Source organism: Sphingomonas sp. IW22, assembly GCF_041321155.1.
Lineage (GTDB): Bacteria > Pseudomonadota > Alphaproteobacteria > Sphingomonadales > Sphingomonadaceae > Sphingomonas.
Genome location: NZ_JBGGWB010000001.1, coordinates 2,163,407 through 2,176,879 on the forward strand (window position 1 = coordinate 2,163,407; position 13,473 = coordinate 2,176,879).

Annotated in this window: 13 protein-coding genes; 4 read left to right on the top strand and 9 right to left on the bottom strand. The window is 67.5% G+C overall.

What is annotated here, in order from left to right; translation table 11 throughout:
• Positions 1 to 24: 24 nt before the first annotated feature.
• The gene (locus tag ACAX61_RS10530; RefSeq protein WP_370714707.1) at positions 25 to 2,859 is read left to right on the top strand and encodes a M16 family metallopeptidase; all 2,835 of its coding nucleotides are present in this window, start codon (positions 25 to 27) and stop codon (positions 2,857 to 2,859) included.
• Positions 2,860 to 2,894: 35 nt separating this feature from the next.
• Here the strand turns inward: ACAX61_RS10530 and ACAX61_RS10535 are convergent, their stop codons facing one another.
• The 5 genes from ACAX61_RS10535 to cobU all read right to left on the bottom strand — a co-directional run bounded on the left by ACAX61_RS10535 (position 2,895) and on the right by cobU (position 7,387).
• A complete protein-coding gene (locus ACAX61_RS10535; RefSeq protein WP_370714708.1) occupies positions 2,895 to 3,416 on the bottom strand; it encodes a cytochrome b in 522 nt (173 codons plus the stop codon).
• 64 nt (positions 3,417 to 3,480) lie between these two features.
• Complete coding sequence (locus ACAX61_RS10540) at positions 3,481 to 4,551, bottom strand: LacI family DNA-binding transcriptional regulator (protein WP_370714709.1); 1,071 nt, start codon at positions 4,549 to 4,551, stop codon at positions 3,481 to 3,483.
• Positions 4,552 to 4,564: 13 nt separating this feature from the next.
• The gene (gene treF, locus ACAX61_RS10545) at positions 4,565 to 6,181 is read right to left on the bottom strand and encodes an alpha,alpha-trehalase TreF (protein WP_370714710.1); all 1,617 of its coding nucleotides are present in this window, start codon (positions 6,179 to 6,181) and stop codon (positions 4,565 to 4,567) included.
• A 58-nt stretch (positions 6,182 to 6,239) separates the two neighbouring features.
• Entirely contained in the window at positions 6,240 to 6,839 is a 600-nt protein-coding gene (gene cobO, locus ACAX61_RS10550) for a cob(I)yrinic acid a,c-diamide adenosyltransferase (protein ID WP_370714711.1), read from the bottom strand.
• A gap of 20 nt (positions 6,840 to 6,859) precedes the next feature.
• A complete protein-coding gene (cobU, locus tag ACAX61_RS10555) occupies positions 6,860 to 7,387 on the bottom strand; it encodes a bifunctional adenosylcobinamide kinase/adenosylcobinamide-phosphate guanylyltransferase (protein WP_370714712.1) in 528 nt (175 codons plus the stop codon).
• Positions 7,388 to 7,435: 48 nt separating this feature from the next.
• Here cobU and ACAX61_RS10560 point away from each other — a divergent pair, with 48 nt between their 5' ends.
• From ACAX61_RS10560 to ACAX61_RS10570, 3 genes are read left to right on the top strand one after another with little or no spacing between them, the layout of a single operon-like run.
• Positions 7,436 to 8,437: a threonine-phosphate decarboxylase gene (locus ACAX61_RS10560; protein WP_370714713.1), complete on the top strand. Its 1,002-nt coding sequence runs from the start codon at positions 7,436 to 7,438 to the stop codon at positions 8,435 to 8,437.
• On the top strand, positions 8,430 to 9,371 hold the full coding sequence (gene cbiB / locus ACAX61_RS10565) for an adenosylcobinamide-phosphate synthase CbiB (RefSeq protein ID WP_370714714.1): 942 nt from the start codon (positions 8,430 to 8,432) through the stop codon (positions 9,369 to 9,371). The genes ACAX61_RS10560 and cbiB overlap by 8 nt, the downstream gene beginning before the upstream one ends.
• The gene (locus ACAX61_RS10570) at positions 9,356 to 10,804 is read left to right on the top strand and encodes a cobyric acid synthase (protein ID WP_370714715.1); all 1,449 of its coding nucleotides are present in this window, start codon (positions 9,356 to 9,358) and stop codon (positions 10,802 to 10,804) included. The genes cbiB and ACAX61_RS10570 overlap by 16 nt, the downstream gene beginning before the upstream one ends.
• Here the strand turns inward: ACAX61_RS10570 and cobS are convergent.
• The 4 genes from cobS to ACAX61_RS10590 are packed head-to-tail and all read right to left on the bottom strand — an operon-like array spanning position 10,795 to position 13,467.
• Entirely contained in the window at positions 10,795 to 11,505 is a 711-nt protein-coding gene (gene cobS / locus ACAX61_RS10575; RefSeq protein WP_370714716.1) for an adenosylcobinamide-GDP ribazoletransferase, read from the bottom strand. The genes ACAX61_RS10570 and cobS overlap by 10 nt on opposite strands.
• On the bottom strand, positions 11,502 to 12,056 hold the full coding sequence (locus ACAX61_RS10580; protein ID WP_370714717.1) for a histidine phosphatase family protein: 555 nt from the start codon (positions 12,054 to 12,056) through the stop codon (positions 11,502 to 11,504). Before ACAX61_RS10580 ends, cobS begins: the two co-directional genes overlap by 4 nt.
• Positions 12,053 to 13,063: a nicotinate-nucleotide--dimethylbenzimidazole phosphoribosyltransferase gene (gene cobT, locus ACAX61_RS10585; RefSeq protein WP_370714718.1), complete on the bottom strand. Its 1,011-nt coding sequence runs from the start codon at positions 13,061 to 13,063 to the stop codon at positions 12,053 to 12,055. The genes ACAX61_RS10580 and cobT overlap by 4 nt, the downstream gene beginning before the upstream one ends.
• A complete protein-coding gene (locus ACAX61_RS10590) occupies positions 13,060 to 13,467 on the bottom strand; it encodes a DUF1636 domain-containing protein (RefSeq protein ID WP_370714719.1) in 408 nt (135 codons plus the stop codon). The genes cobT and ACAX61_RS10590 overlap by 4 nt, the downstream gene beginning before the upstream one ends.
• Between the last annotated feature and the right edge of the window lie 6 nt (positions 13,468 to 13,473).

The window sequence follows — 13,473 nt, forward strand, 5'->3', positions numbered from 1 at the left end:
TCGCTCCCTTGACCGGAGTTGTCGATGCCCCGTTTCGCCGCCGCCCTGCTTGCCGCCACCTTGCTGTCGCCGGTGCCAGTGCTGGCCCAGTCGCGCCCCGCTGCTACCGCTGCAAAAGTGGAGCCGATCGCCTTTACCGAGCGCACGCTGGCCAATGGCCTTCGCGTCTATGCCATTCGCGATACCAGGACGGCGAACGTATCGGTCCAGGTGTGGTACGATGTCGGGTCAAAGGATGATCCCGCGGGGCGTTCCGGCTTCGCCCACATGTTCGAACATCTGATGTTCAAGGCGACGCGCAATCTGGTCGACGAACAGCTCGACCGGCTGACCGAAGATGTCGGCGGTTACAACAACGCCTCAACCGACGACGATTACACGAATTATTTCGAGCTGGTGCCTGCCAACCACCTCCAGCGGCTGTTGTTCGCAGAGGCGGATCGGATGTCGTCGCTGGTGGTCGATCCAAAAGTTTTCGCATCCGAACGCGATGTCGTGAAGGAAGAATTGCGCAGCCGCGTGCTGGCGCAACCCTATGGCAAGCTGTTCTACCTGTATCGTCCGATGGCCGCTTATCGCGTGCATCCCTATGCGCGGCCCGGCATCGGCAGCATCGCCGATCTGGACGCCGCCACGGTCGAGGATATCCGCGCATTCCATGCAACCTATTACCGGCCCGACAATGCCGTGCTGGTGGTGGCGGGCAATTTCGACCCCGCGCAGCTCAACAAATGGGTCGACCAGTATTTCGCGCCCATCGCACGGCCCGAACGCGCCATTCCGCGCGTCACGGTGAAGGAGCCGGAGCCGAGCGGCGCGCGGCGCTATACTGTTTACGAGCCGAACACGCCGCTGCCCGCCGTGCTGGTCAGCTATCCCCTGCCACCGGCCGGCACCGCGGATGGCCCGGCGCTGACGGTACTGAACGCGGTACTGGCGGGCGGCGATAATTCGCGCCTGTATCAAGGCCTGGTCTATCGCGATCAGCTGGCGGCGCAGGCGGCGAGCTTTTACGAGGCAAAGCAGGGAACGGGCCTGTTCAGCGTCTATGCCATTCTGGCGGGCGGTAAGACCTCTGCCGCGGGGGAGGCGGCAATTTCGCGCGAAATCGCTCGCTTGCGCGACGAGCCGGTCACCGAAGCCGAACTGGCCGAGGCCAAGAACGAACTGCTGACCGAAGCCCTGCAAAGCCGCGAAACGGCGGAGGGCAAGGCGTTTCAGGTCGCGCAGGGCGTGATTGTCGAGCGCGACCCCGCCGCCGCCGACAAGCGGTTGGCAGGCATCGCAGCCGTGACCGCCGCCGATGTTCAGCGCGTCGCCCGGCAGTATCTGACGCCCGCGCGCGCTTCGACTGTGCTGTACAACGCGGCGGGGAGTGCGCCGGCGGGTCAGAAGGGCGATTTGATCGCGATCGCCCCAACGGTGCGCGCGGCGCCGCTCACCCCGCCGCCGGGCATCGTCGTTCATGCTCAGGCACCGGCGGATGCGCGCATCCTGCCGCCCGAACCCGGCCCCGCAGTACAGCCCAGCCTGCCCAAGCCGGTCGAGACGCGGCTGGCGAACGGGCTGCGCGTGATTGTGGTCGATCGCCCGGACCTGCCCCTCGTCAGCGCGCAGCTGGTCGTCGATGGCGGCGCGGCGCTGGACGCGGCGGGCAAGTCGGGGCTGGCTGAAATGACGGCATCGCTGCTGACCAAGGGCACGACGACACGCAGCGCGACGGAAATCGCGCAGGCCGTCGAATCGCTGGGCGGCGCGATTGCCAGCGATGCCGATTGGGACGGCGCGGGGGTGTCGCTGTCGGTAAAGTCGGACCAGCTGGATCCGGCGATGGCAATCCTGGCGGACGTCGCGCGTAATCCGGCCTTTGCCGCCGAGGAACTGGACCGTGCGCGGGCGCAGGCGATTGACGGGCTGACCGTCCAGTTGAAGGACCCGGCGGCGCTGTCGCAACTGGTCGCGGCGCGCGCGGTGTTCGGAGCGCATCCCTATGGCGCGGTCGAGGGTGGCACGCCCGCCAGCCTGAACGCGATTACGCCCGCCGACCTGCCCGCTGCCTATCGCGCGACATGGCGACCCGACCGAGCGGCGCTGGTGCTGGTGGGTGATGTCCGCGCCGATCAGGGGCGGGCGCTGGCCGAAAAGCTATTCGGCGACTGGCGTGCGAGCGGAGAGGCGGCGCTGACGGCGAAACTGGACGGCGCGTTGCCGGCGCCGCGCGTCATCGTCGTCGATCTGCCGGATGCGGGGCAGGCGGGCGTGGTTGTCGCGCGCGCCGGGCTGTCGCGGGGCGATCGCCAATTCTATGCGGGCCAGGTTGCCAATGCGACGCTTGGCGTCGGGTTCACGTCAAGGCTGAACCAGGAAATCCGGATCAAGCGCGGGCTGGCTTATGGCGCGCGCTCCTCGATCGATGCGCGGCGGGGCGTGGGGCCGTTCACCGCCTCGACCCAGACCAAGAACCCCTCCGCGCCCGAAGTCGTGTCGATCATCGCGGCGGAGATGCAGCGGCTGGGCGCCGAAGCGGCGCCTGAGTCCGAACTGGCAACGCGCAAGGCGGTGCTGATCGGCGGGTTCGGCCGCGCCATCGAAACCAATAGCGGGGTCGCGGACCTGATCGGCGATTATGTCATCGAACAGGTCGGTGTGGACGAACTGTCCCGCTATATCCCGGCCGTTGAGGGTGTCGATCCGGCGGCGGTGCAGGCGGCGGCGGCGCGGCTGTTTGATACTAAGGGCGCCAGCATTGTCGTGGTCGGTGATGCCAAGGCCTTTGTCGAACCGCTGCGCAAAGCCTATCCGCAGGTAGAGGTCATTCCGGCCACGGCGTTGAACCTGGACGCACCGGGGCTGAAATGAAGGCGGATGGCCGGGCGCGGCAATGCCGCGTCCGGTCACGCCATGCGGCGCAGCACATGGTCCTTCAAGATGAAGTGATGGCGAAGCGCCGCAGCGATGTGCAGGACGACCAGCGCAAGCATGATCAGGCCCAGCACCTCATGCCCCTCATGCGCGGTGCTCCACAGCGAGTCGCCGCGGGTGACGGCGAATTTCGGCACGTCGAACAGGCCGTAAAAGCTGATCGGGTTCGGACTCGCGGAACTCATGATCCAGCCGCTGATCGGCATCGCCAGCATCAGCGAATAGAGCGTGAGATGCACCGCATGGGCGGCCCCGCGTTCCCAGATGGCGGTTTCTGCTGGCAGCGGCGGCGGCCGGTGCGTCAGGCGCCAGCCGATGCGGACCAGCGTCAGCGTCAGGATCAAAATGCCGGTCGCCTTGTGCACGGGCATCAGCCGGACGATGCCTTCCAGCGCGTCGTGAAACAAACCCGCCAGCAAATTGAAGATGATCAGCGCGGCCATCGCCCAGTGAAGCGACCGCGCGACCCTGTTGTACCGAAGCGTGCCTTCCATGTTGCCCAACCCCCGTCTGCGGGGGCAGCATGTATCGCGCCGGCAGCGGGTGCAAGCCCGACCTTTAGGTGCTGGCGCGCACCGTCAGGTGGACCGGAACGCGGGACTTGGCATGGCCTTCACCTGCAAGGCGGCGAAGCAGCGCGTCGACGAGCGCCTGTCCCGCAGCGCCCACGTCCTGCGCGATGGTCGTCAATGCCGGGTCGCAGTGGCGAACGCCCTGAATGCCGTCGAAGCCGATGACCGCCACGTCGCGGGGCACTTGTCGCCCCGCGCTGCGCAATGCCCTGAGCGCGCCCAGCGCGACCAGATCGCTGGCGGCGAACACGGCATCGGCGTCGGCTGCTTCCCGCGCCAGCCACTCGATCGCACCGGCGCCCTGCTGTTCGCGATCGCCCTCAACATCGACCGAGATGTCGATGGGGGACAGGCCGTGTGCCTTTAGCGCCGCCAGATAGCCTGCACGCCGTTCGGCATAGGCGGCGTGATGCTGCCAGCCCGGTCCGGCAAAGGCGATGCGCCGCCGCCCGATGCTTACCAGATGCTCGACCGCCTGCCGCGCGCCGTCCTGATTGTCGGCGCGGACGGTTGGCAGGTCGTCGTGCGGCGATCCCCATGCCACGATCTGCCGCCCCTGAACGGCGGCGTCGGTAAAGTGTCGCCAGCCTTCGGCGTTGGTTGCGCTGCCGATGACGATCATGCCGTCGGCTTCACGGCGCTGTTCGAATTCGCTGTCGAACCCCGCCTCGGGCTCCTGAAACGATAACAGGATGCGGCGGCCCTCTCGCACGGCGGCGGCTTCGACCGAAGCGACCAGGTCGTAGTAAAAGGGGTTGAGCGATCCGCGCGACGCGCCCGCCGGAACCAGAATGACCAGCGCGATGCAGCCCGTCGTCGCCTGTCGCAGTCGCGCGGCGCGTAGGTCGGGCAGGTAGCCCAGTTGCGTCGCGGCATCCATCACGCGCTCCCGCGTTTCGCGGCTGACGCTGTCCAGATTGCGCAGCGCGCGGGAGACGGTGGACTGCGAAACACCGGCTGCTGCGGCGACGTCGAACGAGGTCACGACTCCGCGCACCGGGGTGGGGGCGGTGGTCAGGGTCGATTCGGTTTCGGTATCAGCGGCGTCACTGGCCATCGTGGCAATGTCGTTATCGTGTGCGGGCGGTGTTGGGAAGCCGCCCATCGGCCCCTGTGTCGCGATCGGGGTCGAGTTGGGGCCAGCGCTCGATCATCGCCGCAAGCACGCCGTTGGTCCAGCCGAAGCCGTCCTGCGTCGGATATTCGCCGCCGCCGCCCGCCGTGGCGCGCTCCACATCATATTTCTCCAGCAGCTTGCCCGTCTGCCGATAGGTGCGGTTCGCGGTCGCCACCCAACGCGCGGCGATGGTGCGGGCCAGGTCTGGCCTGCCATAGCGTTCAAGCCCGGCAATGGCGGCCCATTGCAGCGGCGCCCATCCGTTCGGCGCATCCCATTGCTGGCCGCTGGTCACATCAGTCGTTCTCAATCCGCCGGACGCCAGCAATTCGTGCTCGAGCGTGCGGGCGGTGGCGGCGGCGTGCTGCGGGGTGGCGGTGCCGGTGAACAGGGGGAATGCAATGGCAGCGCTCAGCCGAGGGGAGGGGGCGGCGTTCGCACGGTCCCAGTCGGCGAAGCGCCCCCGGCCGGTATCCCACAGCCAGCGTCCGATGGCTGCCCGGCGTGCATCGGCGGCGCGCTGGAACCGATTGGCGCAATGTCCGTCCCCGGCGGCCTTGCAGCGCCGCGCAATGACGAGCTCGCCTGCATGCAGCAGGCTGTTCAGATCGACGGGCACGAAGTCGGAAGTGCGGATTGTGGCCAGCCGCCTGGGATCGTCCAGCCAGCGTGAAGAAAAGTCCCAGCCGCTTTCCGCGCCGGATCGCAAATGGCGCCAGACCTCAGCCTGCGGCCGGTTGGTTTCGCGGGCGGTCGCCACATCCTCGGCCCAGCTTTCGTCGCGTGGCGTGTCACGGTCATCGCGGTAGCGGTTGAGAAGCGCGCCGTCTGGCATCCGCACCACCCGCTTGCACGCGTCATCCGCGCCAAGACAATTGGCGCCCGCCATCCAGAAATCATGCTCGGCGCGCATGGCTCTCAGCCACCGTGCTTCGGTCGCGGCGTCCTGCGGCCCGGCGAGGTCCGTCATCAGCGCGAAGAAGGGCGGTTGCGACCGGCTGAGATAATAGCTGCGCGTGCCGTTCGGGATATGGCCATAGCGTTCGATCAGGCTGGCGAAATCGTCGACCATGGCCCGGACCAGCCCGTTCTGACCGTCCGCCTTCAGCCCCAGCATCGTGAAATAGCTGTCCCAATAGTAGATTTCGCGAAACCGCCCGCCCGGCACGACATAGGGGCCGGGCAGTGCCAGTGCCGACCCGCCCGGCGGGACATCCAGTGTCACGCGCGCCAGTTGCGGCCACAGCGCGCGGATATGCTCGCGCAGTCCCGGCCGTTCGTTGACGGTGGTGCTCGGCGGCAGGGTGAACCAGCGCGCGACAAATGCCCTGAGCGCCGGCTTCCCCACCGGACGTTCAGCGGCATAGGCGCCCAGGATCGCGGCGTCGTCAGCGCGCGGGACGGCGTCGGCAAAGGTCTTGCCGTCGTCGAACACGCGCCCTTCCTTCACGGCACGGAACAGCGGGCCATATCGTTCCGATGGGGTAGCAGGCAGTTCCTGCGCCGCGGCAGGTGCGGACAGCAGCAGCGCGAGGGCGATTAACGAGCGATGCAGTCGCGCGGGGGGCACAGGCTATCCTTCCATCATGGACAACCCGTTGAGTTCACCAGCCGCCGCATGGTTCCATCTAGAATTCGACCCCGCGCTGTGCCTTGACCCCCTGTTCGCGGAACGGATGCTTCACCAGTTCCATTTCGGTGACCAAGTCGGCCGCCTCGATCAACTGATCGGGGGCATTGCGGCCGGTGATGACCAAATGCGTCATGCTCGGCTTTTGCGCGATAAGGGCCAGCACCTCATCGACCGGTAGATAATCATAGCGCAGGACGATGTTGAGTTCGTCGGCAACGACCATGTCATAGCTTTCGTCGGTCACCATGCGCTTCACTTCTTCCCAAGCGGTTCGGGCGACGGCGATGTCGCGCGTCCGGTCCTGCGTATCCCAGGTGAAGCCTTCGCCCATGGGCTTGAATTCGACGTTGGGGAAACGGGCGAAGACAGCCGCCTCTCCCGTTTCCATTGCCCCCTTTACGAACTGGATCACGCCGACCTTCATCCCGTGCCCGATCGCGCGCACGACCATGCCGAGCGCGGCGGTGGTCTTTCCCTTTCCCTTCCCCGTATGGAGGATCACCAGCCCCTTTTCATTGTCGCGGGCCGCCACGATGCGGTCGTGAGCAGCCTTTTTCCGGGCCATCTGGGCGGCATGTTCGGCATCGGTTCGCATTGGAGTCTCCAGGGAAAAGGTCAGGCGGCGGGCTTTATCCTGAGGGGGATGCCGGCGACGACCAGGTCGACCGCATCACATGCGGCGGCCAGATGCTGGTGCAGCCGCCCGGCGGCATCGCGAAACCGGCGGGCGAGCGCATTGTCGGGCACGATGCCGAACCCGACCTCGTTCCCGACCAGAATGACCGGTGCCGACGCATCCGCCAAGACGTCGATCAGGGCGCGGCCCGCCGCGTCAAGATCTGCGTCGGCCAGCAACAGGTTCGACAGCCACAGCGTCAGGCAATCGACCAGCAGCACATGGTCGCCGTGCCCATGCTGGCGGATGACGCCGGGCAGATCATGAGGCGCCTCCACCGTCTGCCAGCTGTCGTCGCGATCCGCGCGGTGGCGGGCGATGCGGTCGCGCATTTCGTCGTCGAACGCCTGCGCCGTCGCGATGAACAGGCGACGCTGCCCCATCCGCTCCGCCAGCGATTGGGCGTGGCGGCTCTTGCCAGAGCGGGCGCCGCCCAGCACCAATATCGTCTGTGGGTTATCCGCCATCGTTCATCCGGCTTGCCGTTCGCGGCGTGAATGGCGATGGCGGGCGCGATGATGCAAGCGAAATCCATGTCGGAGCCGGACTTTGCGCGCCATGGCGGGCGGATCGACGATGCGCTGGCCGCTTATCCGGATGCGCCGCGCCCGTGGATTGACCTTTCGACGGGCATCAACCCGGTGCCGTGGCCGGTGCCAAAGGGGCTGTTGGTGGATCCGGCGCCGCTGCCCTCGACCGCCGCTTTGGCCGATCTGGAGCAGATCGCGGCGTGCCATTTCGGGGTGGAGGCGCGGCATGTGGCGGCGGTGCCCGGCAGCGAGATTGCACTGCGCCTGTTACCAATGCTGGGCGTGCCGCTGCCCATTGTTGCGGCCGTGCCCAGCTATGGCACGCATCGCGAAGTGGCGAGTGAGGCGGTGGCCCTTGCCGAAGTGGATCGGGTGCGCGGCGGTACCCTGTTGATTGCCAACCCCAATAATCCCGACGGACGCCTGCTGGACCGGGCGGCCCTCCACAAGCTTGCGATGCGCCAGGCGGAGCGGGGCGGCTGGCTGGTCGTCGATGAGGCTTTTGCCGACACCGATCCTGCGCCAAGTATCCCTGCTGTCGGCGAGGACGCACCGGTCATCGCCATGCGGTCGTTCGGCAAGTTTTTCGGTTTGGCCGGGATACGGCTGGGCTTCATCATCGCGCCGCCGATGGTGATCGCGGCATTGCGGGGCTTGCTGGGTGACTGGCCGGTGAGTGCGCAGGCGATTGGCTGGGGCCGGGCTGCCTATGCGGATCGTGAGTGGATCGAGGCGACCCGCATTGCTCTTGTGGAGCGGGCACGGCGGCTGGACGCGATGCTGGCCCGACACGGGTTGAGCGCGCGCGGGGCAAGTCCGCTGTTCCGGCTGGTCGAGCATCCCGACGCGCGTGCCATTTTCGAGCGGCTGGGGCGCGCGGGTATCCTGACGCGGCCCTTTGTGGATCGCGCCGATTGGCTGCGGTTCGGGCTGCCAGCGGATGACGGGGCGTTCGGCCGGCTCGACCGGGCGTTGGCCCGTGGCTGAGCCGGTCGCGCTGCTGGCGCTGGCGATTGATGCGGCGGTTGGTTGGCCCGGCGCGCTTTACCGGGTTGCTGGACATCCGGTCGGCGGCTTTGCGCGCTTTATAAACTGGGCGGAGCGTCGGTGGAACGATCCGCATGCGGGTGAGGCGGCCAAGCGCTTGTTAGGGCTGGTGACGATGGCCGTTCTGACCGGCGGCACCGTCGTGCTGTGTCTTGCGCTGGAGTGGGCGGCATATCGGCTGTTCGGGGCGTGGGGCTGGGTGCCGATTGTGCTCTTGGCGTGGCCGGGCATTGCGGCGCGCAGCCTGTATGATCATGTCCGCCCGGTGGGACAGGCGCTGCTGGACGGCGATCTGAGTGGTGCGCGGCGGGCAGTGGCGATGATCGTCGGGCGCGATACCGATCATCTGGACGAAGCGGGCGTTGCGCGCGCAGCGGTCGAGAGCCTGTCGGAGAGCCTGTGCGACGGCGTGGTCGCGCCGCTGTTCTGGCTGGCGGTGTTCGGACTGCCGGGGGTCTGGGCTTACAAGGCGATCAATACGGCCGACAGCCTGATCGGCCATCGGGAAGTGCGGTGGCGCGCCTTTGGCTGGGCGGCGGCACGCATCGACGATGTGGCCAATTTCGTGCCTGCACGGCTGGCAGGTTTCCTGATCTGCTTTGCCGCCGGTCGGGGGTGGCGCGTTATGGTGCGCGATTGCCGACGCCATGCATCGCCCAACGCCGGATGGCCCGAAGCCGCGATGGCGGGGGCGCTGGGCATCGCGCTGGCCGGACCGGTCACCTATGATGGCGTCGTCCATGACAAGCCGTGGATCGGTAGTGAGGGGCGGACGGCAACCGCGCAGGATATTCAGCGCGCGCTGGCAATCTATATCCGGGCATGCGTGTTGCTGGTCGGTTTGGCGGGGGGCTTTGCATGGCTGCGATCATGATACAGGGCACGGGATCGGACGTGGGCAAGTCCGTTCTGGTCGCAGGGCTGTGCCGCGCCTTTGCAAATCGCGGGCTGCGCGTTCGCCCCTTCAAGCCCCAGAATATGAGCAACAATGCTGCCGTAACTGCCGACGGGGGCGAGATTGGTCGCGCGCAGGCGACGCAGGCGCTTGCCTGTCGCGTGTCCGCCAGCGTCGACATGAACCCCGTGCTGCTAAAGCCGCAGGGCGACCGCACATCGCAACTGGTGGTTCGCGGGCAGGTTCGCGGTACGCTGACGGCGTCGAACTGGCGGGACGGGCGGGCGGGGCTATTGAGCGAGGTGCTGGAGAGCTATCAACGGCTGGCCTCCGATTGCGATCTGGTGGTGGTCGAGGGAGCCGGTTCGCCCGCCGAGACCAATCTGCGCGACGGCGACATCGCCAATATGGGCTTTGCCCGCGCTGCTGGGGTACCGGTAGTGCTGGCCGGGGATATCGATCGCGGCGGCGTCATCGCCTCCCTGGTCGGGACGCATGCGGTTGTCGACCGCGACGATGCCGCGATGATCAAGGGCTTTCTGATCAACAAGTTCCGCGGCGATCCTGCGTTGTTCGATGAGGGAATGGCGACCATCGAACGTCGCACCGGCTGGCACCCGCTGGGCATCGTGCCATGGCTGCCCGCCGCCCGCCGCCTGCCCAGCGAGGATGCGGTGGTGCTGGAGCGTCGCGCCGTCAGCGTCGAGGGACGTGTCGTCATCGCCTGTCCCATCACGCCGCGCATCGCCAATTTCGACGATCTTGACCCGCTGAAGCTGGAGCCGGGGGTCGAACTGGTCATGGTGCCGCCGGGGCGGCCCATTCCCGATGCGGCGATGATCGTGCTGGCCGGGTCAAAGGCGACCTGTGCAGACTTGGCATTCCTGCGGGCGCAGGGATGGGACATCGATATTATCGCACACCATCGAAAGGGGCGCCCGGTGCTTGGCCTGTGCGGCGGTTACCAGATGCTGGGGCGCAGCATTGCCGATTCGAAGGGGATTGAGGGGCCGCCGGGAAGCGTGGCCGGTCTGGGCCTGCTCGACGTGGAAACGGTGCTGACCGGAGACAAGACGCTGTCGCATGTCACCGGCGAGGCGCTGGGCAGTCCGTTCGAGGGTTATGAAATCCATCTTGGCCGCACGTCGGGCCCGGATACGGCGCGGCCCGTGGGTCGGCTGGCTGATGGTCGCAACGAAGGTGCGACGAGCGCGGACGGACTGGTTGCCGGGAGCTATGTTCACGGGCTGCTGGGGCTTGCGGCGCAGCGTGCCGCTTGGCTCCAACGGCTGGGATCGAATGCAACCGGGCCGGATCACGCGGCCGATGTCGACGCCGCGCTGGACGAGGTTGCAGCAGGCCTGAGCGACGCGCTCGATTTGGATGCGATGCTGGCGATCGCTCAGGCGTAAAGGACGAAAGCGAGCAGCAGCGCCGTTTCGGCGAGCTCGATCCCGGCGCCGTGTACGTCGCCCGTTACCCCGCCGATGCGTGACCGAAACCAGACTGCGAGGGCCGCGACGATCAGGGGCGCGACCGCCAGCGCCGGTAGCACCAAGCACCCCGCGAGCAGAACGGCTGCCCAGCCGAGCAGATCACGCGGGCGCACCGACTTTGCAATGGTGGCGCCCAGGCCGCCGGGCCGCAGCGGCCGCAGCCAGCGCGCCCAGACCAACGGTCCCATTCGCGCCGCCGCCGAAACCGCGACGATCGCCGCCCATTGTTGTGGCAGCAAAAGGTGCAGCAGGACCAGCTTGGCCGCGAGTTGCAGGACGATGGCGATCACGCCGAAGCTGCCGATATGCGGATCGGCCATTACCGCGAGCATCCGATCACGGTCACCATGCGCTGCACCCAGCCCGTCGGTGACGTCGCCCAAGCCATCCAGATGCAGCGCGCCCGTCACCCATGTCCACGCGATGAGCGCAGCCAATGCGCCAAGCCAAGGGTCGACGCGCGCGCCGATCACGCCCGCACTCGCGACCACCGCGCCAACAAGCACGCCTACAATCGGATATAGCCGTACCGCCGCCGCAAAGTCGGCCGTGCTCCCTTCCACCCGTGGCACGGGCAATCGGGTGAGGAAGGACAGCGCGATGAACAGCTGCTTCATGCCTGCAAGCCTGCGATCTGCCCGCGACGGGGCCGGTCCTGCCAAATGTTGAAGGTCAGGACTGATGAACAGGGCAGGTCCAGCGCCCATGTCGCCGCATGGGGCAGGCCGCAAAGATAGGCGATTGCCGCTCGCATCGCGCCCGCATGGGTGACGACCAGCGTCGGTTGCGGGCTCAGCGCCTCGATCGCGGCGCCGACGCGGTCCACCAGCGCGGACCAACGCTCTCCACCGGGCGGCGGGCAAGCGTCGGGGTCGTTCCAGAAAGCGGCGATTGCGGTCCTGTCGATCTCTCCCGCGGCCAAGCCATCCCATTCGCCAAAGTCCAGTTCGCGCCAACGGGTGTCGACTTGCGCTTTGCCGATCGCGGCGGCGCAACGGCGTGCCCGCCGCAGATCCGACGTGGTCAGTTGCGTTGCGCCGATCGTGGTGGCTTTGCCCCGGCAGGCGGCGATTCCTGCATCGGTCACGTCGCAATCGGTGCGGCCCAGCATCCGGCCGGCCATTTCGGGCGCGCCGTGGCGCATCAGGTGCAGGGTAAAGCCGCTCACCCGCCGCTCACACCCGCTTCGGCAAAGGTGGCCATTTGGTCATGCGCTGCCAATGCCGCACGCACGATATGCGTCGCAAGCGCCGCGCCGCTCCCTTCGCCCAGCCGCATATCGAGAGCGAGCAGCGGGCTGAGACCAAGCCGGTCCAGCAAGCGGCGGTGGCCCGGTTCGGCGGAACAATGCCCGGCCAGGCAATGGTCGGTGATGGCAGGCGTGGCTAGGGCCAAGGGCGCGATGGCCGAGGTGGCGATGAAGCCGTCCAGCATCACCGGGACCCGTGCATGGCGGGCGCTCAGGATCGCTCCGGCGATCGCCGCGATTTCACGACCGCCGACACGGCGCAGGATTTCGAAGGCGCTGTCCAGATGACCGGCGTGATGGGCAAGGGCAGCGTCGACGGCCTGAACCTTTCGCGCAACGCCACCGGCATCGACGCCGGTGCCGGGGCCCACCCAGTCCGCGCCGGTGCCGCCGAAACTGGCAGCGGCAAGCGCGGCGGCGGCGGTCGAATTGGCGATGCCCATCTCACCCAGCACCAGAAGGTCGGCATCGCCGACCGCTTCTGCACCCGCGTTTAATGCGTCGAGGCACTCCGCCGCGTTCATCGCAGGGGCGAGAGTGAAGTCGGCGGTCGGCCGGTCGAGGTCGAGCGGTACGACCGAAAGCGTCAGCCCGGCCGATGCTGCCAACGCGTTGATCGCCGCGCCCCCGGCAGTGAAATTGGCGACCATCTGTGCAGTGACGGCGGCGGGAAAAGCGCTGACGCCGCGCGCTGCGACACCGTGATTGCCCGCGAATACCACAGCCCGACCGCGTTCGACCCGGGGACGCTCCACACCGTGCCACCCGGCCATGAAGATGGCGATCGCCTCCAAACGGCCGAGCGAGCCGGGTGGCTTTGTCAACTGGCTCTGTCGCGCAGTCGCGGCGTCGCGCGCGGCGGTGTCTGCGGCGGGCAGGGTGGCCAGCGCGGTTTCGAATGCGGCGATGTCGTTAAAGCGGATCATTCGACGACGTACCCGGAGGGTGGGGTACGGGTGATGAAATGGCCCTTCACCCCGTCGGGCCAGTCGCGGAAGGGCACCTGCCCCCAGTCGCTGGCGGCATAGGCGCGGGCATAATCCAGGATCGCACGGGCGGCATCGTCGCCGGGCTCGAAGCGGCCGAGGACATAGCCGACCTTTTCGGGCGCGCGCAGGTGGACGGTGCAGAAATCCTGACACGCGAACAGGCAGGGCATTTCCTGCACCGCGACGGCCTCGAACGCTGGGTCCGAGGCCTTTACGCGCCGCAACGCTTCGACCAGCAGTGCGCCGCCACGACGCCCTTCGCCATCCTCTCGCGCGTCGGCGGAGAGGCGGCACGTGTTGCACGCCACCACCGCCGCGCCGTGATCGACCGGCTTCAGCATCGAAGC

What these genes read in the sequence shown, in the direction of transcription:
- ACAX61_RS10570 (WP_370714715.1), top strand. Translation starts at nt 9,356, where the DNA reads ATGGCTGCGATCATGATACAGGGCACGGGATCGGACGTGGGCAAGTCC.
- cobU (WP_370714712.1), bottom strand. Translation starts at nt 7,387, where the DNA reads ATGGCGGATAACCCACAGACGATATTGGTGCTGGGCGGCGCCCGCTCT.
- cobS (WP_370714716.1), bottom strand. Translation starts at nt 11,505, where the DNA reads ATGAAGCAGCTGTTCATCGCGCTGTCCTTCCTCACCCGATTGCCCGTG.
- ACAX61_RS10590 (WP_370714719.1), bottom strand. Translation starts at nt 13,467, where the DNA reads ATGCTGAAGCCGGTCGATCACGGCGCGGCGGTGGTGGCGTGCAACACG.
- ACAX61_RS10560 (WP_370714713.1), top strand. Translation starts at nt 7,436, where the DNA reads ATGATGCAAGCGAAATCCATGTCGGAGCCGGACTTTGCGCGCCATGGC.
- cobO (WP_370714711.1), bottom strand. Translation starts at nt 6,839, where the DNA reads ATGCGAACCGATGCCGAACATGCCGCCCAGATGGCCCGGAAAAAGGCT.
- cobT (WP_370714718.1), bottom strand. Translation starts at nt 13,063, where the DNA reads ATGATCCGCTTTAACGACATCGCCGCATTCGAAACCGCGCTGGCCACC.
- ACAX61_RS10535 (WP_370714708.1), bottom strand. Translation starts at nt 3,416, where the DNA reads ATGGAAGGCACGCTTCGGTACAACAGGGTCGCGCGGTCGCTTCACTGG.
- ACAX61_RS10530 (WP_370714707.1), top strand. Translation starts at nt 25, where the DNA reads ATGCCCCGTTTCGCCGCCGCCCTGCTTGCCGCCACCTTGCTGTCGCCG.
- ACAX61_RS10540 (WP_370714709.1), bottom strand. Translation starts at nt 4,551, where the DNA reads ATGGCCAGTGACGCCGCTGATACCGAAACCGAATCGACCCTGACCACC.